23 protein-coding genes are annotated in these 24,021 nt (G+C 64.7%); 10 read left to right on the top strand and 13 right to left on the bottom strand.

Annotated features, from left to right (window positions below; translation table 11 throughout):
* Positions 1 to 241 (top strand): hypothetical protein (locus tag ACOQFP_RS16950; RefSeq protein WP_421584968.1); only part of this gene is annotated, 241 nt, incomplete at its 5' end.
* Between the two features lie 37 nt (positions 242 to 278).
* On the opposite strand, the gene pgl is transcribed toward ACOQFP_RS16950, so the two are convergent.
* The 5 genes from pgl to tkt are packed head-to-tail and all read right to left on the bottom strand — an operon-like array spanning position 279 to position 6,710.
* A complete protein-coding gene (pgl, locus tag ACOQFP_RS16945) occupies positions 279 to 1,025 on the bottom strand; it encodes a 6-phosphogluconolactonase (RefSeq protein ID WP_341243368.1) in 747 nt (248 codons plus the stop codon).
* On the bottom strand, positions 1,018 to 1,926 hold the full coding sequence (opcA, locus tag ACOQFP_RS16940) for a glucose-6-phosphate dehydrogenase assembly protein OpcA (RefSeq protein WP_421584967.1): 909 nt from the start codon (positions 1,924 to 1,926) through the stop codon (positions 1,018 to 1,020). Before opcA ends, pgl begins: the two co-directional genes overlap by 8 nt.
* A complete protein-coding gene (gene zwf, locus ACOQFP_RS16935; RefSeq protein WP_421584966.1) occupies positions 1,923 to 3,479 on the bottom strand; it encodes a glucose-6-phosphate dehydrogenase in 1,557 nt (518 codons plus the stop codon). The genes opcA and zwf overlap by 4 nt, the downstream gene beginning before the upstream one ends.
* 3 nt (positions 3,480 to 3,482) lie before the next feature.
* Positions 3,483 to 4,607 (bottom strand): transaldolase, encoded by a 1,125-nt coding sequence (gene tal, locus ACOQFP_RS16930; RefSeq protein ID WP_421584965.1) that lies wholly within the window; start codon positions 4,605 to 4,607, stop codon positions 3,483 to 3,485.
* Positions 4,608 to 4,610: 3 nt separating this feature from the next.
* Complete coding sequence (gene tkt / locus ACOQFP_RS16925) at positions 4,611 to 6,710, bottom strand: transketolase (RefSeq protein WP_421584964.1); 2,100 nt, start codon at positions 6,708 to 6,710, stop codon at positions 4,611 to 4,613.
* 414 nt (positions 6,711 to 7,124) lie between these two features.
* Between tkt and ACOQFP_RS16920 the strand changes: the two genes are divergently transcribed.
* On the top strand, positions 7,125 to 8,135 hold the full coding sequence (locus ACOQFP_RS16920; RefSeq protein WP_421584963.1) for a heme o synthase: 1,011 nt from the start codon (positions 7,125 to 7,127) through the stop codon (positions 8,133 to 8,135).
* 23 nt (positions 8,136 to 8,158) lie between these two features.
* Here ACOQFP_RS16920 and ACOQFP_RS16915 read toward each other — a convergent pair whose 3' ends face one another.
* Positions 8,159 to 9,124 (bottom strand): quinone oxidoreductase family protein, encoded by a 966-nt coding sequence (locus ACOQFP_RS16915; protein ID WP_421584962.1) that lies wholly within the window; start codon positions 9,122 to 9,124, stop codon positions 8,159 to 8,161.
* Between the two features lie 135 nt (positions 9,125 to 9,259).
* Between ACOQFP_RS16915 and ACOQFP_RS16910 the strand changes: the two genes are divergently transcribed.
* Positions 9,260 to 9,631, top strand: a complete 372-nt coding sequence (locus ACOQFP_RS16910; protein ID WP_206488535.1) for a hypothetical protein — start codon at positions 9,260 to 9,262, stop codon at positions 9,629 to 9,631.
* Between the two features lie 161 nt (positions 9,632 to 9,792).
* Here ACOQFP_RS16910 and ACOQFP_RS16905 read toward each other — a convergent pair whose 3' ends face one another.
* The 4 genes from ACOQFP_RS16905 to mptB are packed head-to-tail and all read right to left on the bottom strand — an operon-like array spanning position 9,793 to position 14,229.
* Entirely contained in the window at positions 9,793 to 10,779 is a 987-nt protein-coding gene (locus ACOQFP_RS16905) for a COX15/CtaA family protein (protein ID WP_421584961.1), read from the bottom strand.
* Positions 10,780 to 10,835: 56 nt separating this feature from the next.
* Positions 10,836 to 11,636: an ABC transporter permease gene (locus ACOQFP_RS16900; RefSeq protein ID WP_206488537.1), complete on the bottom strand. Its 801-nt coding sequence runs from the start codon at positions 11,634 to 11,636 to the stop codon at positions 10,836 to 10,838.
* The gene (locus ACOQFP_RS16895) at positions 11,633 to 12,577 is read right to left on the bottom strand and encodes an ABC transporter ATP-binding protein (protein ID WP_421584960.1); all 945 of its coding nucleotides are present in this window, start codon (positions 12,575 to 12,577) and stop codon (positions 11,633 to 11,635) included. The genes ACOQFP_RS16900 and ACOQFP_RS16895 overlap by 4 nt, the downstream gene beginning before the upstream one ends.
* Positions 12,574 to 14,229, bottom strand: a complete 1,656-nt coding sequence (gene mptB / locus ACOQFP_RS16890) for a polyprenol phosphomannose-dependent alpha 1,6 mannosyltransferase MptB (RefSeq protein ID WP_341243378.1) — start codon at positions 14,227 to 14,229, stop codon at positions 12,574 to 12,576. The genes ACOQFP_RS16895 and mptB overlap by 4 nt, the downstream gene beginning before the upstream one ends.
* A 328-nt stretch (positions 14,230 to 14,557) precedes the next feature.
* Here mptB and ACOQFP_RS16885 point away from each other — a divergent pair, with 328 nt between their 5' ends.
* From ACOQFP_RS16885 to ACOQFP_RS16855, 7 genes are read left to right on the top strand one after another with little or no spacing between them, the layout of a single operon-like run.
* Positions 14,558 to 15,316: a helix-turn-helix transcriptional regulator gene (locus ACOQFP_RS16885; RefSeq protein WP_421584970.1), complete on the top strand. Its 759-nt coding sequence runs from the start codon at positions 14,558 to 14,560 to the stop codon at positions 15,314 to 15,316.
* Complete coding sequence (gene sufB, locus ACOQFP_RS16880) at positions 15,313 to 16,758, top strand: Fe-S cluster assembly protein SufB (protein ID WP_206488539.1); 1,446 nt, start codon at positions 15,313 to 15,315, stop codon at positions 16,756 to 16,758. Before ACOQFP_RS16885 ends, sufB begins: the two co-directional genes overlap by 4 nt.
* A gap of 24 nt (positions 16,759 to 16,782) precedes the next feature.
* Positions 16,783 to 17,973, top strand: a complete 1,191-nt coding sequence (sufD, locus tag ACOQFP_RS16875) for a Fe-S cluster assembly protein SufD (protein WP_341243379.1) — start codon at positions 16,783 to 16,785, stop codon at positions 17,971 to 17,973.
* Positions 17,974 to 18,013: 40 nt separating this feature from the next.
* On the top strand, positions 18,014 to 18,790 hold the full coding sequence (gene sufC, locus ACOQFP_RS16870) for a Fe-S cluster assembly ATPase SufC (RefSeq protein WP_206488540.1): 777 nt from the start codon (positions 18,014 to 18,016) through the stop codon (positions 18,788 to 18,790).
* 2 nt (positions 18,791 to 18,792) lie between these two features.
* On the top strand, positions 18,793 to 20,085 hold the full coding sequence (locus ACOQFP_RS16865; protein WP_421584959.1) for a cysteine desulfurase: 1,293 nt from the start codon (positions 18,793 to 18,795) through the stop codon (positions 20,083 to 20,085).
* A complete protein-coding gene (gene sufU, locus ACOQFP_RS16860; RefSeq protein ID WP_421584958.1) occupies positions 20,086 to 20,574 on the top strand; it encodes a Fe-S cluster assembly sulfur transfer protein SufU in 489 nt (162 codons plus the stop codon). It begins immediately after the preceding gene.
* Positions 20,571 to 20,933, top strand: a complete 363-nt coding sequence (locus ACOQFP_RS16855) for a metal-sulfur cluster assembly factor (protein WP_206488543.1) — start codon at positions 20,571 to 20,573, stop codon at positions 20,931 to 20,933. Before sufU ends, ACOQFP_RS16855 begins: the two co-directional genes overlap by 4 nt.
* A 41-nt stretch (positions 20,934 to 20,974) precedes the next feature.
* Here the strand turns inward: ACOQFP_RS16855 and ACOQFP_RS16850 are convergent, their stop codons facing one another.
* Genes ACOQFP_RS16850 through ACOQFP_RS16840 form a run of 3 tightly spaced genes read right to left on the bottom strand, consistent with a single transcriptional unit; the run spans position 20,975 to position 23,917 of the window.
* Positions 20,975 to 21,937 carry a Ku protein gene (locus ACOQFP_RS16850; RefSeq protein ID WP_206488544.1) on the bottom strand — a complete coding sequence of 321 codons (963 nt, stop codon included), beginning with the start codon at positions 21,935 to 21,937 and terminating at the stop codon, positions 20,975 to 20,977.
* 52 nt (positions 21,938 to 21,989) lie between these two features.
* A complete protein-coding gene (locus ACOQFP_RS16845; RefSeq protein ID WP_206488545.1) occupies positions 21,990 to 23,135 on the bottom strand; it encodes a lycopene cyclase family protein in 1,146 nt (381 codons plus the stop codon).
* Positions 23,132 to 23,917, bottom strand: a complete 786-nt coding sequence (locus ACOQFP_RS16840) for an SDR family oxidoreductase (protein WP_341243374.1) — start codon at positions 23,915 to 23,917, stop codon at positions 23,132 to 23,134. Before ACOQFP_RS16840 ends, ACOQFP_RS16845 begins: the two co-directional genes overlap by 4 nt.
* Between the last annotated feature and the right edge of the window lie 104 nt (positions 23,918 to 24,021).

The raw sequence follows: 24,021 nt of genomic DNA, 5'->3' as shown, positions 1-24,021 counted from the left end.
ACCCAGAGGTACGCAAAAGGCGCACGACGGGAGGAACCGGTCCGTGGTCGATCGCGTCCAACAGGGTATGAGGCAGTGCATACACACGAACGACGCCTGGCGCGACGGATCCGCCTACCGCGTCAGCGCCAGGCGGATCGGCACCTCGAAACTCGGGCAGACCGCTCGCAAGTGCGACACTGCGGCCGACGCCGAGGCCGAGGGCAAGGAACGCGATCCCGACGCTGCCGAGCCCAACTAGCCAGGTAACTCGGGGAGCCCGATCAACGAGTGCGAGATCAGACGCTGTCCAGTTTCGATGCCGCGCCGGCGTCGAGGAACCATACCGTCGAGGTCGAGCCGATGGCACCGGCCGAGGGAACGTCATCCGCATCGGCCCCACCCACCGCCGCCGCAACGGCGTCGGCCTTGTTCGCTCCCGATACGAGCAACCACACGTGCTGTGCCCGGCGAACCGCGGGCAGCGTCAGGGTGATGCGGACCGGGGGCGGCTTGGGGGAGTCTTCGACGGCGACGACGGAGCGATGCTGTTCGCGCACGGCATCGGAGTGGGGGAACAGCGAGTTGATATGGCCTTCGCCGCCCATGCCCAGCAGATGGATGTCGAATTCGGGTGTCGGATCGCTCTCGGATCGAGAATGAAGGATCTGTGCGTAGGCCGCGGCGGCGACCTCGGGATCGCTTCCGTGTGGTCCGTCGGATGCAGCCATCCGGAAGACCCGATCCGGATGCACATCGACGTGGTCGAGCAACGCCTCTTGGGCCTGCACTTCGTTTCGTTCGGGATCGCCCGAGGGGAGAAAACGCTCGTCGCCGAAGTAGATGTCGACCTTGCCCCAGTCGATCGAGCCGGAATCGCGGCGCAGCGCCTCCAGGAGCGCGATTCCGGTCCCACCGCCGGTGAGTACCACCGACGCCGAGCCCCGTTCGGCCTGCGCTGTGGTGACTACCTCGACGAATCGGGAACGCGCGGCGTCGATCAGTGCCTGCGCGTCGAGGTATTGGAGAACCGATGTCTTACCCATAGCTCACTTTCGAAAGTCCGTGGAGGGCGAGTTCGTAGATCTCGTCCGTGTCGAGCCTGCGCAGCTCCTCGGCGAGGCAGTCGCGGGTTGTCCGCCGAGCCAGCGCGACTTGCGCATCGGGCTGGCCGGTACGGCGCAGCGTCGCGGTCTTGCCGGTCTGTGGACGCATCAGCTCGATGCTGCTGTTCTCCCTGATCAATTCCACCTTCAGCTCACCTGCACGGCGATGGACCGGAACGTCGAGCTTGGCGGCGAGCCAACCCGCCAGGATGTCCAGTGCAGGTTCCTCGGCCAGTCCGGAGACGGTAGCCGAGACCACTGCCTCGAACGGTGCCTGGTCGAGAGCCGTCGCCAGCAGTCCGCGCCAGTAGGTGATCCGGCTCCACGACAGATCGGTGTCGCCCTCGGTGTAGCTGCTCAGCCGACCCTTGATCGCCGCCCTGGTGTCGGGGGAGTTCGTGGCATCGGTGATCCGCCGAATCGCCAAGCGTCCCAGCGGGTCTTTCGCCGGAACCTTGGGTGCTTCGTCCGGCCACCAGGCCACGATCGGGGTGTCGGGTAGGAGGAACGGAATGACGACACTGTGTTCGTGATCGATGAGTTCGCCGTTCAGGCGCAACACGACGACCTCCGACGCACCGGCGTCACCGCCGACACGGATCTGTGCGTCCAGACTCGTCTCGTCCGATCGTTCGCCGTGCATGAGCACGATGACACGGCACGGATGCTCACGGCTCGCCTCGTTCGCCGCGTCGATCGCGCGCTCGGCCTTGGCCGGATCGCGACTGGCAACGATCAACGTCAGCACACGGCCAATGGTGACCGCGCCGCCCGCCTCGCGCACTTCCACCAGCTTCTTGCCGACCTCGGCCGTCGTAGTGGCGGGAATATCGACGATCACGGCCTTCTCCATTCGCGTCCGGTGCGCTGCATCATCTCATCACCCGAGGAAGGACCCCAGGTACCGGCTTCGTACGGTTCCGCTGTTCCGCCCGAGGCCCAGAAGTCGAGGATCGGGTCGAGAATCTTCCAGGACAGTTCGACTTCGGCGTTGACCGGAAACAGTGAGGGCTCACCGAGCAACACATCGAGAATCAGCCGCTCGTAGGCCTCCGGCGAGGATTCGGTGAACGCCTCGCCGTAGCTGAAGTCCATGCTGACGTCGCGCACCTGCATGCTCGAACCCGGCACCTTGGAGCCGAACCGCATCGTCACGCCCTCGTCCGGCTGCACCCGGATCACCAGTGCGTTCTGGCCGAGTTCCTCGGTCATCGTGGCGTCGAAAGGCAGATGTGGGGCGCGCTTGAACACCATGGCGATCTCGGTCACTCGGCGGCCGAGCGCTTTGCCGGTGCGGAGATAGAACGGCACTCCGCCCCAGCGCCTGGTGTCCACCTCGAGGGTGATGGCGGCGTAGGTCTCGGTGTTCGACTCGGAGTCGAATCCTTCTTCTTCTTTGAGCCCCTTGACTTTCTGGCTGCCCTGCCAGCCCGCCGAGTACTGTCCGCGAGCGCTGGTGCGATCGAGGGGTTCGGCGAGTTTGGTCGCCGAGAGCACCTTGATCTTCTCCGATTGCAGTTCGGTGGGGTTGAAGCTGACCGGCTCCTCCATCGCGGTGATGGCGAGCAGCTGAAGCAGATGGTTCTGGATGACGTCCCTGGCGGCACCGATGCCGTCGTAATAGCCTGCGCGCCCACCCAATCCGATGTCCTCGGCCATCGTGATCTGTACGTGGTCCACATAGTGCGCGTTCCAGATCGGATCGAACAATTGGTTCGCGAAGCGCAGTGCGAGGATGTTCTGCACCGTCTCCTTGCCGAGATAGTGATCGATACGAAACACGGTGTCCTCGGGGAACACTCGATTCACGATCGCGTTGAGCTCTTTCGCGCTCTGCAGATCGTGGCCGAACGGCTTCTCGATCACCACGCGGCGCCAGTTACCGTCCTGGCCCTGCGCCAGCCCGGAGCGTGAGAGCTGCTCGAGCACAACGGGAAATGCACTGGGCGGAATGGACAGGTAGAAGGCGTGGTTGCCGCCGGTCCCGCGGGTTTCGTCGAGTTCGGTCAACGTCCGCGACAGCTCGTCGAATGCGTCGTCGTCGTCGAAGGAGCCCTGGACGAATCGGAAGCCCTCGGCAAGGGTGTTCCACACCTCTTCGCTGAACGGGGTTCTCGCGTGGTCGCGCACGGCATCGTGCACGATCTCGGCGAAGTCCGGGTTCTGCCATTCCCGTCGAGCGAAGCCGACCAGGGCGAAACCGGGGGGTAGTAGCCCCCGGTTCGCCAGGTCGTACACCGCAGGCATGAGCTTCTTACGTGCGAGGTCGCCGGTCACCCCGAAGATGACCATGCTGCACGGACCCGCGATACGGGGGAGCCGCTTGTCTCGCGTGTCGCGAAGTGGGTTGAGCCACTGCGCGGAGTTCAGATCTTCTGTGTCTGCGGCGGGCACAGGTCAGCTCTTCTGACCTGCGCGGGCGAGTTGCTCGCCGGTTGCGTCGAGCAGCTCGTTCCATGCCGACTCGAACTTCTGGACACCTTCGTTCTCCAAGGTCAGGAAGACGTCGGTGAGGTCGATTCCGAGGGCGGAGATCTTGTCGAAGATCTCCTGCGACTCCGGCCCCTTCCCGGTGACGGTGTCGCCGGTGATCTCACCGTGGTCGGCCACGGCGTCCATGGTCTTCTCGGGCATGGTGTTCACCGTGTTCGGGGACACCAGTTCGGTGACGTACATGGTGTCGGGGTAGGCGTCGGACTTGACACCCGTCGACGCCCACAGCGGCCGCTGCGGCCGTCCGCCGCTGCCCGCGAGCTCGTGGAAGCGAGGAGCGACCTCGAAGACCTGCTGGTAGGCGACGTATGCGAGACGGGTGTTGGCCAGAGCGGCCTTGCCCTTCAGGGCCTCTGCCTCGGGGGTTCCGATGGCGTCGAGCCTGGAATCGATCTCGCTGTCCACGCGGGAGACGAAGAACGACGCGACCGAGTGAATCTTGTCGAGATCGTGTCCTGCTGCTCGGGCGGTCTCGAGACCGTCGAGATAGGCATTCATCACCAACTCGTACCGCTCCACCGAGAAGATGAGCGTGACGTTGACACTGATGCCCTCGCCGATGGCTTTGGCGATGGCGGGAATGCCCTCTTCGGTCGCCGGAATCTTGATCAGCAGGTTGGGGCGGTCGACGATCTTCCACAGTTCGACGGCCTGGTCGTAGGTCTTGTCGGTCTCGTGTGCCAGGCGAGGATCGACCTCGATGGACACTCGGCCGTCGACGCCTGCACTGGCCTCGTACACAGGCATCAGGATGTCGCAGGCCTCGCGGACATCGTCCGTGGTGACGGTGCGGATCGTGGTCTCGACATCGGCACCCTCACCGGCGAGCTTGGTCACCTGCTCGTCGTAGGCATCGCCCTTGCTCAGCGCAGCCTGGAAGATCGACGGGTTGGTGGTCACGCCGACGACGCTCTTGGTGTCGATGAGGTCCTGCAGGTTGCCCGAGCGAATGCGGTCTCGGGACAGATCGTCCAGCCACACCGAAATTCCAGCGGCCGAAAGCTCTGCGAGATTCTTGTTCTGGGTCATGGATTATCCCTTCACGTTGGTGATGGAGCGTTGTGCGGCTGCGGTCACGGCCTCGGCCGTGAAGCCGAATTCACGGAACAAGGTGGCAGCGTCGGCAGACTCGCCGTAATGCTCGAGCGAGATGATCTCGCCGAAACCGCCGACGATCTTCCACCACGGCATCGCGATGCCCGCTTCGATCGACACGCGCGCCTTGACCGTCGGTGGGATGACCTGGTCGCGGTAGTTCTGATCCTGGCTCTCGAACCATTCGACACACGGCATCGAGACGACACGGGCCGCGATGCCCTGCGCCTCGAGCTGCTTCGCCGATTCGACGGCGTACTGCAGTTCCGAGCCGGTTCCGATCAGTACGACATCCGGCGTGGCCTTGGACGACTCGACCAGGATGTATCCACCCTTGGAGACACCCTCGAAGCTGGTGCCCGCGAGAACGGGGATGCCCTGACGCGTGAGCGCGAGGCCCACGGGGCCGCTGCTGCTGGACTTGGCGAGCACTGCCTGCCACGCGAATGCGGTCTCGTTGGCGTCACCGGGACGCACGACCGAGAGGTTGGGGATCGCCCGCAGGGCCGCGAGGTGCTCGACCGGCTGATGGGTCGGTCCGTCCTCACCGAGGCCGATGGAATCGTGGGTCCATACGTAGATGGGGTCGATGTCCATCAGGGATGCGAGCCGAACGGCAGGCCGCATGTAGTCGCTGAACTGCATGAAAGTGCCGCCGTATGCGCGGGTCGGGCCGTGCATGACGATGCCGGACAGGATGGCACCCATCGCGTGCTCACGGATGCCGAAGTGCAGCGTCCGGCCGTACGGCTCGGCGTCCCAGTCGTCGGTGGAGATCGACGTGGGGCCGAAGGACTTGGCACCCTTGATGGTGGTGTTGTTGCTGCCCGCGAGGTCGGCCGAGCCGCCCCACAGTTCCGGTAGTACCGGCCCGATGGCGTTGAGCACCTCTCCCGACGCTGCACGCGTGGCGAGGGCTTTGCCGCCGGGCTCCCATGTGGGAAGTGCGTCGGTCCAGTTCTCGGGCAGGTTGCCTTCGGTGAGGCGATCGAGCAGCTTCTTGCGCTCGGGTTCACGCGCGGCCCAGGCCTCGAACGCGGTGTTCCACTCGGCATGTGCCTTGCGGCCGCGTTCCTGCAGTTCACGGGTGTGTCCGATGACCTCATCGGACACCTCGAAGGTCTTCGCCGGGTCGAAGTCGAGGGCCTGCTTGACCTTCGCGACCTCTTCCTCGCCGAGGGCTGCGCCGTGGACGGCCCCGGTGTTCATCATGGTCGGAGCCGGGAAACCGATGATGGTGCGCAGGACGATGATCGACGGCTTGTCGGTGACGGCCTTTGCGGCTTCGATCGCCTCTTCGATCGCGGTGACGTTCTCGCCGCCCTCGACCACCTGGACGTGCCATCCGTAGGCCTCGTAACGGGCCGCCGTGTCCTCGGACAGGGCGATGTCGGTGGAGTGCTCGATCGAGATCTTGTTGTCGTCGTAGAACAGGATCAGGTTGCCGAGTTCCTGCGTGCCCGCGAGCGACGACGCCTCGGAGGTGACGCCCTCCTCGATGTCGCCATCGGATGCGATGACGTAGATGTAGTGATCGAACGGGCTCTCGCCGAGGGCCGGTTCGGGATCGAACAATCCGCGTTCACGTCGCGCTGCCATCGCCATGCCGACGGCGGAGGCCAATCCCTGACCGAGCGGGCCGGTGGTGATCTCGACGCCTGCGGTGTGGCGGAATTCCGGGTGCCCGGGGGTCTTGGACTTGTACGTGCGCAGTGCCTCGATGTCGGACAGCTCGAGCCCGAAGCCGCCCAAGTAGAGCTGCAGGTAGAGCGTCAGGCTGGAATGGCCGCACGAGAGCACGAATCGGTCTCGGCCGATCCAATAGGTGTCGGCGGGATCGTGTCGCATGGTCCGCTGAAACAGGGTGTAGGCGAGTGGAGCCAGGCTCATCGCGGTTCCGGGGTGGCCGTTGCCGACCTTCTGCACTGCGTCCGCCGCCAGAACTCGAACGGTGTCGACCGCTCGGGTGTCCAGGTCCGTCCAGTCACTGGGGTGGTGCGCCGTGGTGAGGACGTCAATATCGTCTGTGATCGACACGAGCAGAAATCTCCTGACATTCGTTCGAGTTGTGCCTGACGAGGAATCGTCGTTCGGCCTCGATTGCACTGTGCCTGCGTGAGCGCGCACATCGTCGATGCCGAAGGATGTCCTCCACCAGCCTAGTTCTGTCCGACCCTACTGTCGTGCCTTCCCCCGGCGATTGCGTGAGGGTCGTTCGGAAGGCACGGTTTTCTCGCTTTGGGTGCCCTGCGAATTGGAGGAGCAAACCCCGCCGTCTACCATCGGTTGTAGTAGGCGCATGTTCGTCGATTGCCGATGACAGTTTTCTCGGTCGGGTCGAGGACGCGTGCGCTCCGGTGTCACGGGCTCCGGAGACAATGACAGCGTGTGCCGGTGGCGCGCAAGCAAGTGGCCGAGCGCCAGAGAACGACAGTCGTGCGAGGAGACGCAGTGCGAATTGGGCAGCAGCCGGGCGGACACGGTTTCGCCGGCGGCCCCGGATTCGGAGCAGGCGACCAGGGTGACGCCGTAGAGGCGACAACACCGGCGGCGTCCGCACCCCGCAGAGCGTTCGCGCTTTTTCTTGCGTACGTCGCGTTGACGAAGCCCCGGGTCATCGAACTTCTTCTGGTGACAACCATTCCCGCGATGTTGCTGGCCGACCGCGGGCACGTGAATCCGTGGTTGATCCTGACCACGCTGTTCGGTGGCATGTTGGCTGCTGCCAGCGCGAACACGCTGAACATGGTGGTCGACGCCGATATCGACAAGGTGATGAAGCGCACCGAGAAGCGGCCGCTCGCCCGCGGTGCGATGCCCGTCTCGCATGCACTGATCTTCGGGCTCGTGTTGGGCGTGTTCTCGTTCTTCTGGCTGTGGGCCACGACGAACTTGCTCAGCGGCGTGCTCGCCGTCGTGACGATCTGCTTCTACATTTTCGTCTACACCCTCGTTTTGAAACGCCGAACCTCACAGAACGTCGTGTGGGGTGGCGCAGCCGGATGCATGCCGGTGATGATCGGGTGGTCTGCCGTGACCGGAACGATCGGTTGGCAGGCGCTGGTGATGTTCCTGGTGATCTTCTTGTGGACGCCGCCGCACACCTGGGCGCTGATGCTGCGCTACAAGGAGGACTACCAGGCGGCCAACGTTCCGATGCTGCCCGCCGTCGCCTCGGAAACCCAGGTCACCAAGCACATCGTGCTCTACGCCTGGGCCACCGTCGCCGCCACTCTCGCGTTGGCACCGGGCTCGGGAATCGTCTACGCAGTGGTCGCCGTTGCCTCGGGGGCGTGGTTCCTCGTCGTGGCTCACCGGCTGTATGCAGGGGTTCGCGCGGGCACTCCCGTCAAACCCCTCAAACTGTTCATCCTGTCCAACGAGTACCTGGCCCTGGTGTTCTGTGGCCTGGCAGTGGACTCGGTACTCGGTTGGCAGACGCTCGCTCAGATCTTCTCCTGAGCGAGCATCCGCCTTCGGCCGGATCAGGGCACCAGCACGATCGACCCGGTCGTCATCCGTGATTCCAGATCGGTGTGGGCCTGCGCCGCATTCTCCAGTGCATACCGTGCGCCGATCTCGACCCTGAGAACGCCTCGTGCGATCGCTGCGAACACTTCATCGGCCCGCCATTCGAGTTCTGCCCTGTTTCGGATGTAGTGCGCGAGCGTGGGCCGGGTGAGAAACAGCGACCCACCGCGGTTGAGCCGTTGCGGATCCAACGGCGGCACGGGGCCGCTGGCCGCACCGAACAGTGCCAGCGTGCCTCTGACTCGAAGCGAGGCCATGCTGGCCTCGAAGGTGTCTGCACCGACGCCGTCGTACACCGCGTGTGCACCCTCGCCGCCGGTGAGTTCGCGCACCCGTGCGGCGATGTCGTCGTCGTACCGCAGCACGTGGGCGGCACCGGCTTGCCTCGAGCGTTCGGCCTTCGCATCCGTGGAGACCGTGGTGATCACGTTCACACCTTTGGCCACTGCCAGCTGCGTCAGCATCAGTCCGACGCCGCCTGCGCCCGCGTGCACCAGAACGGTCTCGCCTTGCCGAGCGCAGTAGGTCGATTCGACGAGGTAGTGCGCGGTCATCCCCTGCAGGAGGGCCGAAGCGGCCTGATCTGCAGGAATTCCGTCGGGAACGGCGATGGCCGCCGCGGCGTCCACCAGAACGTACTCGGCGTAGCTACCCGGTGCCGCGGCCCAGGCCACGCGATCACCCGCCGTGAAGTCGGTGACCTCGGATCCGAGCTGCTCGATCACTCCTGAACCTTCGTCACCGGGCACATAGGGGAGCGCCCGTGGGTACAGACCGCTACGAAAGTAGGTGTCTATGTAGTTGACTCCCACGGCGTCGACTCGCACCAGAAGCTGACCCGGCCCGGGGGTCGGTGTGGGAATCTCGACGACATTCATGACCTCGGGGCCGCCGGTGTTGTCTATTCGAATGGCACGCATGAAGACCGTTGTACACCGGCCGGACGCACGTGCCCTCGGAGGGTGCGCGGTGGCGGAACGTCGGTAGAGTTACCGCTCGGTAACGAGCCGATGGGTCGATGTGGAGACCGTGAACGACCTCGGTATCGTGTCGGCATGGCAACCGAAATCGACAGCGCGGGCACCGAGAAGACCGAGTCGAACTCCATACCCAAGGCAACTCTGGCTGCGGTGAACAGCTTCCTGGCCGATCATGGCAATTCGGCGAGCGTGGTGATCCAGCCGATAGGTCGAGCCGGAACGAGGCTGACCATGGTCGGTGCCGACGGCGTGCTCGGAGATCAGGTGGTTGCGTCGAGCGCTGTGGCGCGCGCAATCGTCGACAGCGTCGATCAGCTGACCGAGGCGGAATGGGACCGTGAGCTGGTCAGCTCCGTCAATCCGGCACGCGGGCACTACGAGAAAATGGCCGGGTGGGTCGCCCGTCAGAAGACGTTTCCGAAGGCCCGCAACCAGGCGATCGTCTGAGCCGAAGAAAGTCCCGAAAATTGTTGGATCCGGCGGGAACCAACGCGGTATCGGCTGCGTCGAAGTCAGTGGAGGGGCAGTCGGTCATCTGAGGGGGAGGTCGGCTGCCCCTCCACCCCTGTTCGAGTTCGGGCCCGTCGTCTCGGCCGAATGCCAGGGTCTCAGGATCCGACTGCTACGCCTTCGGTGTTCTGGGTCGGTGCCGCCGCTGCCGGTCCTCGGGTACGGCAGGCAGCCCACACGGCTGCGGTCGCGGCAGTGCATGCACCGGCTCCGGCTACGTGAAAGGCCACCAATACGGCTGGCACTCCGGTGAAGTACTGCACCAACCCGATCAGAGACTGCGCGAGCACCAGTGCGATCAGAACGTGGAGGCGACGCTTGACCACCTGCGGCGCACCAACCGCGTACAGCGCGAAACCCAGTCCGATCAGCAGCGCCAGGTAGCCGATCAGAAATTGCGAATGTGCGTGCACGAGCGTCACGATTTCGATGCCGAGGCGGGGTACGGGTTCTTCGATACTCTTGTCGCCTGCGTGCGGACCGGCTCCGGTCACCATCGTGCCCGCGACCAGCACACCGGTCAGTGCTAGTGCCGATAGTCCGGTGAGCGCACGAAGCGCAGCCGGGACGGTCGGCGTCGACTCCGGTGCGGTATCGCTTTCGCCGATCTTGGCATACAGCAGAGTGGCAAGCCAGACCATGCCCATCGAGACGACGAGGTGTACCGCTACCGTCCACCACAGCAGTCCGGTCAACACGGTGAAGCCGCCGATCACCGCCTGGACGACGGTGCCGAGGGGCATCAGCCATGCGAAGAGCAGGACCTCCTGGCGGCGACGCGCACGAACGACTCCGAGAACCACTGCGGCAGCGGAAATGACGACGACAAATGCGAGGAGCCGATTACCGAACTCCACCGCCTGATGCAGCACCGGTACCTCGGACACCCCGACGGGCGTGAAGCTCCCGGGAAAACACTGCGGCCACGTGGGGCAGCCGAGACCGGAACCGGTCACTCGCACGACAGCACCGGTGACGGCGATGCCGCCCTGCGTCAGGATCGCGATGAACGCGAGCACTCGCTGCACTCGAAGGGACGGCAAAGGGAGGAGATCGACGACGCGCAAGAACGCTCTGTACAGCACCCCACGATGGTAAACGCCGGTCAACTACACAGCGTCGTTGGGTTGTCCGACCTTGTTCAGGTGAACTTGAACGTGCGGACTGCAAGCGTGCTGCACACTGCTGCCCACACCAGCAGGACGACCACTCCGAACACATCGAAGGACGAGGCAACGCCTCGGCTCAGGGCTTCACCGAGCGCCCCCGACGGAACGATGCGTGCGACGTTCTGCAGCCCCTGGGGAATTTGATCGTCGACGAACACCGCGCTGCCGATTCCGAGCATCACGAACCAGGCGATGTTCGCCAATGCCAGGACGATCTCTGCGCGCAGCGTGCCGCCGAGCAGCAGACCCATCGAGGCGAACGTGACGGTCCCCAGTGCGATGATCACGGCACCGAGCAACAGACCGGTCGAGGTCGGACGCCAACCGAGTGCGACGCCGATCGACCCGAGCAGAGCAGACTGCAGGATCACCACGATCACCACGGCAGCCGATTTGCCGCCGATGATGCCCCATCGCGGTAGCGGGGTGGCACCGAGCCGCTTCAATGCGCCGTAGCGCCGGTCGAATCCGACCGCGATGGCCTGGCCGGTGAACGCCGTCGACATGATGGCCACCATCATCACCGCAGGGACGACCTGCGCAACTCGGTCCTCGCCGAGTGCACCGAACGGCAGCAGGGTCAGCCCGACGAGCAACGTGATCGGAATGAACATCGTCAGCAGCAGCTGCTCACCGTTGCGCAGCAGCAACTTCAGTTCGAGGCGGGTCTGCGCCAACAACATGCGCGAGGCCGAGGACGGTTGCGGTCGCGGCGCGAACAGACCTGTCTCGAATCGATTGTCGGCGAGTCGGGCGTCTTTGCGCACCGTCATTTCCTCAACTCTCTACCGGTCAGCTCGAGAAACACGTCCTCGAGTCGGCGCTGATCGACCTGCAGCTCGGTGGCCAACACATCCTGCTGCGCGCACCAGGATGTGACGATCACCAGGATCTGCGGCTCGATAACACCTGACACCACGTACGAACCCGGCGTCGTTTCCGACGGTACATAGCCGGGTGGGAGCGCCGCGTCGAGCATGGACAGTTCGAGGCCGGGGGGAGCGGTGAAACGCAATTGCCCTTCGGCGCCCTGTTTGGTCAGTTCCGACGGCGAACCCGAGGCCACCACGCGGCCGTTGTCGATGATCGTCAGCCGGTCTGCCAACTGCTCGGCCTCGTCCATCAGATGCGTGGTGAGCAGAACGCCCACCCCGTCCCGCCGGAGTGCGTCGATCAACTCCCACACCAACAGTCGAGCTTGAGCGTCGAGCCCGGCGGTCGGCTCGTCGAGAAACACCAGCTCGGGCCGCCCGACGATGGCGCATGCCAGCGCGAGTCGCTGTTGTTGGCCGCCGGAGAGGCGCCGGTACGGGGTGCGGACGACCGACGTCAGGCCGAGGCACTCGAGCAACCATGCCGGATCGAGTGGGTCGGCCGAGTACGACGCCACGAGCTGCAGCATTTCGCCGGCCTTGGAACCTGGGTAGGCACCGCCGCCCTGGAGCATGACCCCGATCCGCGGTCGCAGTTGCGCCGATTGTTCGATGGGGTCCAGGCCGAGTATTCGCACCGACCCGCTGTCGGGCACGACGAATCCTTCGCACATCTCGACCGTGGTCGTCTTCCCGGCACCGTTCGGACCGAGTAGCGCGAGGACCTCGCCGGGGCCGATGCTCAGGCTCAGGCCGTCGACGGCAGTGGTGCCGTCGTACGACTTGCGTACGTCGGTCAGCTGTACGACGGAGTTTGTCGCATTCGACGTCTCGTGGATCACGAGGACTCAGCGTATTCCTCGGCACTGCGGTCACGTGCCGGTGGTCCGGTGCGGGTGGGCCACGGCATTCGCTTCCGCGTCAGCAGGTACAACACGGCGATGGCCACGATCGTCATCACTGCGGCCTGCACTATCTGGAACGGTAGGTACTCGCTGCCGTTCGGCATCAGGATGACGCTGACCAGGGAGGAGAACGCGATGGCGGGCCGACGAAAAGACGGCGTGGTGGCCCAGGCCGCGAGCGGAATGACCGCCCACAGCAGGTACCACGGCTGGACCACGGGAAAGAGCAGGACGACGGCACCGAGCGCAACGCCGAGCGCGCCGACCGGATGCAATCGACCTCGCAGAACGGCTATCAGCATCCGGACGACGATGACGCCTGCGACGACGGCGGCGATCGGTCGGGTGAGACTGAGCACAGCGGTGGTGTGATCACCCAGGCCGAGCAGAACTCCGACGAAACCGGTGCCGAGGCCGAGGATGGTCGGGATCGACATCCAGCTGCGTACCACCCCGGCCGTCCCGAGGGTGTGAATCCAGCCGAAACCGAGCCCACTGCCCAAGCTCACGGCCACTTGGACGATGACTGCGATAGAGCCGAGCAGCAATGCGGCACAGACGACGGACTTGAGGGTGCCGCCCCATCGCCTCGACAGCGCCATCCCCACAAAGCCGAGCGCGATGAGCGACGGGATCTTGACGGTCGAGGACAGGGCGATCAGGCCGGCTCCACCGACGAGGAATGCGATGTCGGCCTTGCGCATCGTGCCGGTGTGTTCGATGGCTCGCAGCGCGAGTTCGGTGCCGGCGAGCATCAGCCCGATCATCAGCGCCTCGTTGTGGATTCCGGCCACGAGGTGGAACAGCACCAGTGGGTTCGCAGCACCGAGCCACAGGGCTGTGACCGAGGCGACGCCGCATCGTCGGGCCAGACGCGGCAGCGCCCAGACGATCAGGGCGACGCCCACGAGGGCGAGGAGGCGATGCAGAAAGATGCCTGCGACGATGTTCTCGCCGGTCAGATAGGTGATGCCGCGACCAACCCACAGAAACAGCGGGCCGTAGGGGGCGGGTGTCTCACGCCAGATGTTGGGAACGGTGCGGGTCAGTACGTTGTCGGCGCCGAGCGCGGTCTGAGGTCCCACTTCGTAGGGGTCGAGTCCGCGGGCCGTGATCTCGCTCTGTGCGAGGTACGAGTACACGTCGCGCGAGAACATCGGTGGTGCCACACACAGAGGCAGAATCCACAGCATCAACGTGCGGTCCATCTGCGAACGCGTCAGGCGCCGCGGCACGTTTCCGGATCGAGTGCGCCCGAGGGCGAATCTGCCGAGCAGCAGCCACGCCAGCACGACGAGCACGGTGCCGGTCATCGTCACGGTGAGGGCAGAGGTGGCCATGCGTGAGGGCAGGCTGAGGAATCGAACGCCTGCGATCGGGTTCTGCAGTACCGGCTGCGCGCCCGCACCGAGGGCTCCGATCGCCATCAACACCGTGCCCGCAGCGCCGAATCGGCGGATGTTGCGGAGCTGAACCGTCTCGGCGGAATCGAGCCCAGGCGCTTCGCGCTCGTCGCCGTGCAGAGTGGCGACTCCGCCACCCGGTGCGGTTGCGTCGAGGCCGATGACGCGGCGTGCCGGGGCTACCAGGTATCGACCTAACAGGTGCGCAGGTGTTCTTCTCGAGCCGTCGGAGGCGGCAGCTGAACCTGCGCTGCCCGTGAGAGGTGAGCTCTCGGAACTCTGCTCACTGTCGGTCGATGGCACAGTGGGAGCGTAGTCGTGTCGCTGCGGGTGCCGTACACCGTCCTCCTGACCGGGCCGGCGTGCGCAGCGTGACCGGCATAGGGCACCCTTGGTGGACCATCCACCTCAATTCCGTCACACTGGTGTTGTGAAAACAACCGAGAGCTCGTTCGCGCGTCCGGGAAGTGTCGATTCCTCGGCCGCCGGCGCACGCACGCCGTCGGTTCGGCAGGTGCCGCTGCCCGAAGGTCAGACCAGAGCCGCAGTGGTCACGCTGTTGCTCGAAGAGGGTCCCATCACGGCCTCCGACATCGGCAGTCGGCTGGGGTTGAGTGCGGCAGGCGTGCGCCGCCACCTCGACGCACTCATCGACGCGGGCGAAGCTCGTATCACCACTCCTGCCGGCGCACGCCAGCGCGGCCGGGGTCGACCGGCCAAGTACTTCCAGCTCACGGCGGCCGGTCGCAACCGGCTCGGCCACACGTACGACGATCTCGCCGGTGCTGCGATGCGGCAACTGCGCAAGATCGGTGGAGATGCAGCCATCGAGACGTTTGCTCGCCAACGGGTGAACACCATCGTGGCCGATGTCGAACCCGCGACCGGGTCCGATGCGGATGCCGTCGAACACGCAGCAGAGCGCATCGCCGACGCCTTCAGCGCGGCCGGGTTCTCCGCTACCACCCGCCAGGTGGGCAGCGGTGTGCAGATTTGCCAACACCACTGCCCGGTATCGCACGTCGCCTCGGAGTTTCCGGAGCTGTGCGAGGCCGAACAGACCGCGTTCGCGGAGATCCTCGGCACCCACGTGCAACGGCTGGCCACGATTGCCAACGGAAACTGTGCGTGCACCACGCATGTGCCGCTGACGGTGACGCGGTTCGCCGAGGACCGAACCGATCACTCCGATATCGATAGTCCCGACAAGAAGACTTCCGACACACAGCCCCGTGTCGGAGAACGTCCACGCCTCCGGAAGGAGCCCGCATGACCGTCACACCAGACCAGGTGACACCCGCCGCGCCGCTGACCCAGGACGAGACCATCGCCTCGCTCGGGTCCTACGGATACGGCTGGGCCGACTCGGACGTAGCCGGTGAAAGCGCCAAGCGCGGTCTTTCCGAGGCCGTCGTCCGAGACATCTCGGAGAAGAAGAGTGAGCCCGAGTGGATGCTCGAGGCGCGCCTCAAGGCGCTCAAGACGTTCGACCGCAAGCCGATGCCGAACTGGGGCTCCGATCTCGACGGCATCGACTTCGACAACATCAAGTACTTCGTTCGTTCCAGCGAGAAGCAGGCTGCCAACTGGGAAGACCTGCCGGAGGACATCAAGAACACCTACGACAAGCTGGGTATCCCCGAGGCCGAGAAGCAGCGTCTGGTGTCCGGTGTTGCCGCGCAGTACGAGTCCGAGGTCGTCTACCACTCGATCCGTGAGGACCTCGAGGCGCAGGGCGTGTTGTTCCTCGATACCGACACCGCGCTCAAGGAGCAGCCCGAGCTGTTCCGCGAGTACTTCGGAACGGTCATTCCCGCAGGTGACAACAAGTTCTCCGCCCTGAACACCGCGGTGTGGTCCGGTGGATCGTTCATCTACATCCCGCCGGGCGTCCACGTCGACATCCCGCTGCAGGCCTACTTCCGGATCAACACCGAGAACATGGGTCAGTTCGAGCGCACGCTGATCATCGTCGACGAAGGTGCGTACGTGCACTACGTCGAGGGCTGCACGGCCCCGATCTACAAGTCGGATTCGTTGCACTCCGCCGTGGTCGAGATCATCGTGAAAAAGGGTGGCCGCTGCCGGTACACCACCATTCAGAACTGGTCCAACAACGTCTACAACCTGGTCACCAAGCGGGCCAAGGCCGAGGCAGGCGCAACGATGGAATGGGTCGACGGCAACATCGGCTCCAAGGTCACCATGAAGTACCCGGCTGTGTGGATGACCGGCGAGTACGCCAAGGGTGAGGTTCTCTCGGTGGCGTTCGCAGGCCCGGACCAGCACCAGGACACCGGCTCGAAGATGCTGCACCTGGCACCGAACACGTCCTCGAACATCGTGAGCAAGTCCGTCGCTCGTGGCGGTGGACGGACGTCGTACCGCGGCCTGATCCAGATCAACAAGGGTGCACACGGTTCACGCTCGACGGTCAAGTGCGACGCGTTGCTCGTCGACACGATCAGTCGGTCCGACACCTACCCGTATGTCGACATCCGCGAGGACGACGTGTCCATGGGCCACGAGGCCACCGTCTCGAAGGTCAGCGACGACCAGTTGTTCTACCTGATGAGTCGCGGCATGACCGAGGACGAGGCGATGGCGATGGTCGTGCGCGGCTTCGTCGAGCCGATCGCTCGCGAATTGCCGATGGAATACGCGCTCGAGCTCAACCGGCTCATCGAGCTGCAAATGGAAGGGTCGGTCGGATAAGTGAACAACCCCCTCACCGGAGTCATGGGTGCCGTGGCATCCGAAAATCCAGAGTCGGCCAAGGAAGACAAGTCGAAGCTCGTCGCGAACAAGGGCGCTCAGTTCACGTCCTACGACGTCGATGCGTTCGAGATTCCGTCCGGCCGTGATGAGCTCTGGCGTTTCACGCCGCTGCGTCGACTGCGCGGCTTGCACGACGGTTCCGCGGTGGCCGACGGCGCTGCGCAGGTCACCGTCGGCGCGCCGGATTCGGTGACCGTCGAGACGGTCGGCCGAGACGACGACCGCCTCGGCAGGGCTGGAGTTCCAGCCGATCGCATTGCGGCGCAGGCGTTCTCGGCATTCACCGGCGCAACTGTCGTCACCGTGCCCAACGAGGTCGAGGTGGCCGATCCCATCGAGATCACCATCGACGGGCCCGGCCCCGATCGGATCGCCTACGGGCACGTTCAGATCGAGCTCGGCACGTTCGCTCGCGCAACCGTCGTGATCGATCAGCGCGGTAGCGGCACGTACGCCGAGAACATCGAGTTCGTGCTGGGAGACAGCTCGCAGCTGCACGTGGTGCTGATTCAGGACTGGCAGTCCGACGCCGTACACGTCGCGGCTCACCATGCGATGCTCGGACGCGACGCCGTGTTGCGGCACTACAACGTCAGCCTCGGCGGAGACCTGGTGCGCATCAGCCCCACTGTGCGCTACAGCGCACCCGGCGGCGACGCGAACATGCTCGGCCTGTACTTCGCCGATGCGGGCCAGCACCTCGAGCAGCGACTGCTGGTCGATCACTCGGCCCCGCACTGCAAGTCCAACGTGATGTACAAGGGTGCACTGCAGGGCGAAGTGGGCCCGGGGAAGCACGATGCGCACACGGTGTGGATCGGCGACGTTCTCATTCGAGCCGAGGCCGAGGGAACCGAGACCTACGAGCTCAACCGGAACCTGGTACTCACCGACGGCGCTCGCGCCGATTCGGTACCCAACCTCGAGATCGAGACGGGCGAGATCGTCGGTGCCGGCCACGCCAGCGCCACCGGTCGCTTCGACGACGAGCAGCTGTTCTACCTGCGTGCTCGCGGTATCTCCGAGGAGGTGGCCCGCCGACTGGTGGTTCGCGGCTTCTTCCACGAGATCATCGACAAGATTCCGGTCGCCGCCGTCCGCGAGCGTCTGGACGCTGCCATCGAGACCGAACTCGCCATCGTCGGCGCGTAGGTCCCACCCGAACCTTTCTCGACTGCACAAAGGAACTTTGATGTCCACACTCGAAATCCGCGACCTGCACGTCAGCGTCGCCAACTCCGACTCGACCGCGGAGCCCATCAACATCCTCAAGGGTGTCGACCTGACCGTGAAATCCGGTGAGACGCACGCGATCATGGGACCCAACGGTTCCGGCAAATCCACCCTCTCGTACGCCATCGCCGGCCACCCGAAGTACACCGTCACCTCGGGCACCATCACGCTCGACGGTGAGAACGTGCTCGAGATGAGCGTCGACGAGCGCGCTCGCGCCGGACTCTTCCTGGCCATGCAGTACCCGGTGGAGGTGCCGGGCGTGTCGATGTCGAACTTCCTGCGCACCGCCGCCACCGCTGTGCGCGGCGAGGCACCCAAGCTGCGGCACTGGGTCAAGGAAGCCAAGACGGCGATGAGCGAGCTCGAGATCGACGCCAGCTTCCTCGATCGCAGCGTCAACGAAGGCTTCTCCGGCGGCGAGAAGAAGCGCCACGAGATTCTGCAGCTCGGCCTGCTCAAGCCCAAGATCGCCATCCTCGACGAGACCGACTCCGGCCTGGACGTCGACGCGCTGCGCGTGGTGTCCGAGGGCGTCAACCAGTACAAGGAGCGCGAGGACGGCGGAGTTCTGCTGATCACGCACTACACCCGAATTCTGCGCTACATCAAGCCTGATTTCGTGCACGTCTTCGTCAATGGCGAGATCGTGAAGTCCGGCGGAGCAGAGCTGGCCGACGAGCTCGAGGCCAACGGGTACGCCGGATACACCCAGGCCGCGACCACCGGAGTATGACCATGGCTGCACCGGCAGCTGTGGCGGTGGCGGCATCGTTCGATGTCGCCGCAGTTCGCCGCGATTTCCCTATCCTTTCGCGCACCGTCCGTGACGGAAAGCCCTTGGTGTACTTGGATTCCGGCGCTACCTCGCAGCGCCCGGTCCAGGTACTCGACGCCGAGCGCGAGTTCTCGACCACATGCAATGCTGCGGTACACCGCGGTGCGCACCAATTGGCGGAAGAAGCGACCGACGCCTACGAGGGTGCGCGCGGTGCCATCGCGTCGTTCGTCGGGGCCGATGTCGACGAGATCGTGTTCACCAAGAACGCGACCGAGTCACTGAACCTCGTCACGTACGTGCTGGCGGATCGGAGATTCGACCGGCACCTCGGTCCAGGTGACGAGATCGTCGTCACCGAACTCGAGCATCACGCCAATCTCGTGCCCTGGCAGGAGCTCGCCGCTCGCACAGGTGCCACCCTGCGGTGGTACGGAGTCACCGACGACGGTCGAATAGATCTCGATTCGCTCGAACTGTCTTCGGCGGTCAAGGTGCTGGCGTTCACCCATCAGTCCAACGTGACCGGTGCCGTGGCTCCGGTCGAGGAACTGGTGCGTCGGGCCAGAGCGGTGGGCGCGCTGGTGGTGCTCGATGCCTGCCAGTCGGTGCCGCACATGAAGGTCGACTTCCACGCGCTGGACGTCGACTACGCCGCATTCTCCGGCCACAAGATGCTCGGGCCCTCCGGAGTCGGTGTGCTCTACGGCAAGGCTGCTCTGTTGGACGCGATGCCCCCGTTCATCACCGGCGGCTCGATGATCGAGACCGTCACCATGGAGAAGTCGACATTCGCACCGCCTCCGCAACGCTTCGAGGCAGGAGTGCCGATGACCTCGCAGGTCGTCGGTCTCGGCACCGCCGTGAGGTATCTGGAGAACATCGGGATCGACGTCATCGCCGCGCACGAGAAGGCTCTGGTCGCGGCGACTCTCGCCGAGTTCGCGAAGATCGACGGGGTCCGCGTCATCGGCCCGACGGAGAACATGGACCGGGGTTCGGCCGTTTCGTTCGTGGTCGATGGCATTCATGCCCACGATCTCGGACAGATTTTGGACGACGAAGGTGTCGCCATTCGCGTGGGGCATCACTGCGCGTGGCCGCTGCACCGCCGTTTCGGCGTGGCCGCGACCGCACGTGCATCTTTCGCGCTGTACAACACGATCGACGAGGTGCAGGTGCTCGGCCAGGCGATCAGACGTGCGCAGTCGTTCTTCGGCACCGCGCACGCAGGCGGGGGAGGAGAACTGTAGATGCGGATGGAACAGATGTATCAGGAAGTGATCCTCGATCACTACAAACACCCGCACGGCCGTGGGCTCAGAGAGCCGTTCGGCGCGCAGGTTCACCATGTGAACCCCACCTGCGGCGACGAGGTCACGCTTCGCGTGCACATCGACAACGGGACCGTCGTAGATGTTTCGTACGACGGCCAAGGCTGCTCGATCAGCCAGGCAGCGACCTCGGTTCTCACCGATCAGGTCGTCGGCCTGACGGTGCCGGACGCGCTGAACACAGTCGACGCATTCAGCGAGATGGTCGGTGGCAGAGGTAACGTCGACGGTGACGAGGACGTCATCGGTGACGGGATCGCGTTCGCCGGGGTGGCCAAGTACCCGGCCCGCGTGAAGTGCGCGTTGCTGGGATGGATGGCTTTCAAGGACGCGGTTGTTCAAGTAATGGACGCAGGTTCGGCAGCCCCAACGGGTGAGTCGGCACTTTCCGGAGGACAGCAATCATGACCGATGCAACAGAAACCACCCCGGCGGAATTGACCGCCGAGGAAATCAAGGTGCTCGAAGACCTCGAAGAAGCAATGCGCGATGTCGTCGATCCCGAGCTCGGGATCAACGTCGTCGATCTGGGTCTGGTGTACGACATCAAGATCGACGCGGAGGACATCGTCACCGTCGATATGACGCTCACCTCGGCGGCGTGCCCGTTGACCGATGTCATCGAGGACCAGGCGCGGGGAGCGCTGGTGCGCAGCGGACTGGCCGCGGACCTGAAGATCAACTGGGTCTGGATGCCGCCGTGGGGTCCCGACAAGATCACCGACGACGGCCGCGAACAGCTGCGGGCACTCGGCTTCACCGTCTGATTCGAGAACTGGCCGGCTGATTCGAGAACTGGCCGGCTCGGTCACGCGCCCTTTGCTTCAGCGTTTTTCGAGTCGGCGTTCTTGTCCTCGGTCTTGCTACGAGTCGTATTCTTCGCTGCGGCCTTCTTGGCCGGAGTCTTCTTCGCCGCTGCTTTCTTGGCGGGTGCCTTCTCGGCCGAAGCCGACTTCGATGCCTGCGAGGATCCCGGTTTCGCGTTCTTACCGGCGGCCTCGACGCTGCGCTGAAGCGCAGCCACCAGGTCGACGACCTCGGCATCCTCGCTGTCGTCGTCTTTGTCCGTCTCGGTGTGGATGACTTTTTCGCCGCCGTTGGCGAGCGTCTCGTCGATGAGTTTGCGCAGCTCGATCTGGTAGTCGTCGGTGTATTCGGTTGGGTCGAATTCCGAGGACATGCTCTCCACCAGCGATGTCGCCATCTTCACTTCCTGCGGCCGCGCCGATGCCGCATCCTCGAGCGAAGGGAACTCTGCGGCCCTGACCTCGTCGGGCCACAGCAGAGTCTGGATCACCAACACGTCATCGCGTACTCGCAGCGCGGCGAGCCGGGTCTTCTGCCGCAGCGTGAAATGCACCAGCGCGGTGCGTTCGGTTTCCTCCAGCGTCTCCCGCAGCAGCACGTATGCCTTCGGGGACGAGGAGTCCGGCTCGAGGAAATAGCTCTTGTCGTACAGAATCGGATCGATCTGCTCGGTCGGCACGAACTCGAGAACCGGAATCTCGTGCTTCTCCGCGGCCGGAAGTTTGTCGAAGTCGTCGTCGGTGAGAATCACGCGTTCGCCGTCGGGGGAGTCGTAGGCCTTGTCGATATCGGCGAACTGGACGGACTTGCCGCATTCTTGGCAGATGCGGTCGTATTTGATGCGGCCGCCGTCCTTGGCATGCACCTGATGGAACCGGATGTCGTGTTGCTCGGTGGCGGAGTAGACCTTGACCGGGACGTTGACCAGTCCGAAGGCGATCGAGCCCTTCCAAATGCTGCGCATGTGTCCATGATCGCCGACGGGGCGTCCGTGTGTCGACCGTTGGGACGAAAAGTCAACGGCTGTGCAGTGGTCGCGCTACCGTGCGCGCGATAGCAATCCTGGCAGAGGGCGACAGTGTGGGAAACATCTTCAGCATCGCGGTCATAGTGCCGACAGCGTCGTCGTGTCCGGAGAGATACGAGCGCTGCAGTTCGACCGGAAGCGAGAAGAAGCTGGAGAAGAACTGCGGCACCATCTCCGGTTGGAGATTCAATGCGGTGCGGAGCCCGAGATTACGGAGCTTCTGAACCGTCCACAGGCGCACCGGGTACCTTCGCCGCGACCGGGCACCGCCGCGGAACCGCTCGACCAGCTGATCCGCTGAGGCGAGCGATGCTGCCACGCTGTATCCCGTCGCCGGGTGCATCAGATTCGATCGAGAACCGAACAGAACCGGACCGCCTCGGCCGGCTCGCAGCCGTGACCGTGGTGGCGGTTCGACCGAGAAACGCACTCGCTCGACGTCCTCGTTGCCGGTCGGTTGCAGGTTGCGGTGGGTCAGCCGATGGAGCAATCGGGTCCGGAGAACCGCGAGATCGAGAGCGGGCCGCCCCACCAGACAGGTCTCTTCGAGCAGGATCCGATCCTCGTCGAGCGCAACGGCGTACAGAAAGCTGGGTGCTTCGTCGGGGTGCGCGCCGTTGTCGTTGCGCCAGTCCATGAACCAGGCGTCCGAGCCTTCGAGGATCGGTTCGCCGCGTCGTCGCTCGAAGACGAGGCCGTATGCCGTCTGCTGCGCGAGGTCGCGGGAATCGAGCGTTCCGCGGGCGTCGACGACGTGGCCGGCATCGAGGGTCGTCCCATCGGCCGTCGTCACGCGAGATCCTGTGACGTCGATGGCCGTCCCTGCCAGTACTCGCACCTGGTCGATGGTCAGGGCTGTCTGCAACGCACGGGTGTCCAACACGCAGTACATGCGATCGATGATCCGGCGGCGGTCGGTCCATACCGCAGGCTCGGCGGCCCGCGATGCGATCGTCGATTCCGGTAGCCACGACGGCAGCTCGTCGGCCCAGGCCGCGTACGTCGGCGTCCAGGTCCGCATCGGGTGCGGGTCGAGGGCGACCACATCCAGGCCCGCGGCGGCGCAACGATGCGCGAGGGCCCTGCCTGCCGGGCCGAGCCCGACCACCGCGACGTCGGCCGAAAGCTTGCTCACATTCCGCCGGTGGCGAGCAACCCACCGTCCACACGCACGGTCTCACCGGTGATCCACGAGGAAGAGTCCGAGGCGAGGAAGGCGACCAGCTGAGCCACGTCCTCGGGGTTCCCGAGGCGCTTCATCGGGTAGCCGGCCGATGCTGCGTCCTCTCCGCCTGCGACCAGGGCCTCCGCGAACTTGGTCTTCACAACCCCCGGTGCGACGGCATTGACGCGGATCTTCGGGCCCAGCTGCCAGGCAAGTTCCTCGGTGAGGCGGATCAGGGCGGCCTTGGATGCTCCGTACGCAGCAATCACGCCGGTAGAGCGGATTCCCGCCACACTCGCGATATTGACGACTGCGCCGCCGTGCTCGCCCATCCAGGCGTGAAACGCTTGCTGGACGAACCCGAGAGTGGCCACGACGTTGGTGTCGAAAATTTTGCGCACACCCTCGAGGTCTGCGTCCATCAGCGATCCGTAGACCGGATTGATCCCGGTGTTGTTGACGAGGATGTCCAGCGAACCGAATGTCTCGATGGTCTTCGCCACCGCGCTGCGTCGGTGCTCCGGGTCGCCCGCGTTGCCGTCGAGCGCGAGAACGGCGTCGCCCAGTTCGGCTGCCGCCGCCGTCAGAGGTTCGCGTTTGCGTGCGGTGATCGCCACGTTCGCGCCGCGGGCGAGAAGCTCGGCGGCGATGGCTCTGCCGATGCCGCGGCTGGCTCCGGTGACGAGCGCGGTGCGTCCGGTGAGATCGAGGGTGGTGCTGGATGTGGTGCCTGTTTCGGGAGCGTCGGTCATCGATCAGACGTTACCGGTGTCACCGTGGATCCTGGGGTAGGGCATGTCGATGCTGAGCTAAAATGGAGGTTTGCTGTGCCGCCCTGACGGTACGGCTGTGTTCG

The sequence above is a fragment of the Rhodococcus sp. MALMAid1271 genome (assembly GCF_049195265.1).
Taxonomy (GTDB): Bacteria; Actinomycetota; Actinomycetes; order Mycobacteriales; family Mycobacteriaceae; genus Rhodococcoides.
The sequence above is the reverse complement of the archived record's forward strand: the minus strand, read 5'-3'. Positions and strand labels throughout refer to the sequence as shown.

What these genes read in the sequence shown, in the direction of transcription:
- pgl (WP_341243368.1), bottom strand. Translation starts at nt 1,025, where the DNA reads ATGGGTAAGACATCGGTTCTCCAATACCTCGACGCGCAGGCACTGATC.
- tal (WP_421584965.1), bottom strand. Translation starts at nt 4,607, where the DNA reads ATGACCCAGAACAAGAATCTCGCAGAGCTTTCGGCCGCTGGAATTTCG.
- ACOQFP_RS16915 (WP_421584962.1), bottom strand. Translation starts at nt 9,124, where the DNA reads ATGCGTGCCATTCGAATAGACAACACCGGCGGCCCCGAGGTCATGAAT.
- ACOQFP_RS16910 (WP_206488535.1), top strand. Translation starts at nt 9,260, where the DNA reads ATGGCAACCGAAATCGACAGCGCGGGCACCGAGAAGACCGAGTCGAAC.
- ACOQFP_RS16900 (WP_206488537.1), bottom strand. Translation starts at nt 11,636, where the DNA reads ATGACGGTGCGCAAAGACGCCCGACTCGCCGACAATCGATTCGAGACA.
- sufB (WP_206488539.1), top strand. Translation starts at nt 15,313, where the DNA reads ATGACCGTCACACCAGACCAGGTGACACCCGCCGCGCCGCTGACCCAG.
- sufD (WP_341243379.1), top strand. Translation starts at nt 16,783, where the DNA reads ATGGGTGCCGTGGCATCCGAAAATCCAGAGTCGGCCAAGGAAGACAAG.
- sufC (WP_206488540.1), top strand. Translation starts at nt 18,014, where the DNA reads ATGTCCACACTCGAAATCCGCGACCTGCACGTCAGCGTCGCCAACTCC.
- ACOQFP_RS16865 (WP_421584959.1), top strand. Translation starts at nt 18,793, where the DNA reads ATGGCTGCACCGGCAGCTGTGGCGGTGGCGGCATCGTTCGATGTCGCC.
- sufU (WP_421584958.1), top strand. Translation starts at nt 20,086, where the DNA reads ATGCGGATGGAACAGATGTATCAGGAAGTGATCCTCGATCACTACAAA.
- ACOQFP_RS16855 (WP_206488543.1), top strand. Translation starts at nt 20,571, where the DNA reads ATGACCGATGCAACAGAAACCACCCCGGCGGAATTGACCGCCGAGGAA.
- ACOQFP_RS16850 (WP_206488544.1), bottom strand. Translation starts at nt 21,937, where the DNA reads ATGCGCAGCATTTGGAAGGGCTCGATCGCCTTCGGACTGGTCAACGTC.
- ACOQFP_RS16840 (WP_341243374.1), bottom strand. Translation starts at nt 23,917, where the DNA reads ATGACCGACGCTCCCGAAACAGGCACCACATCCAGCACCACCCTCGAT.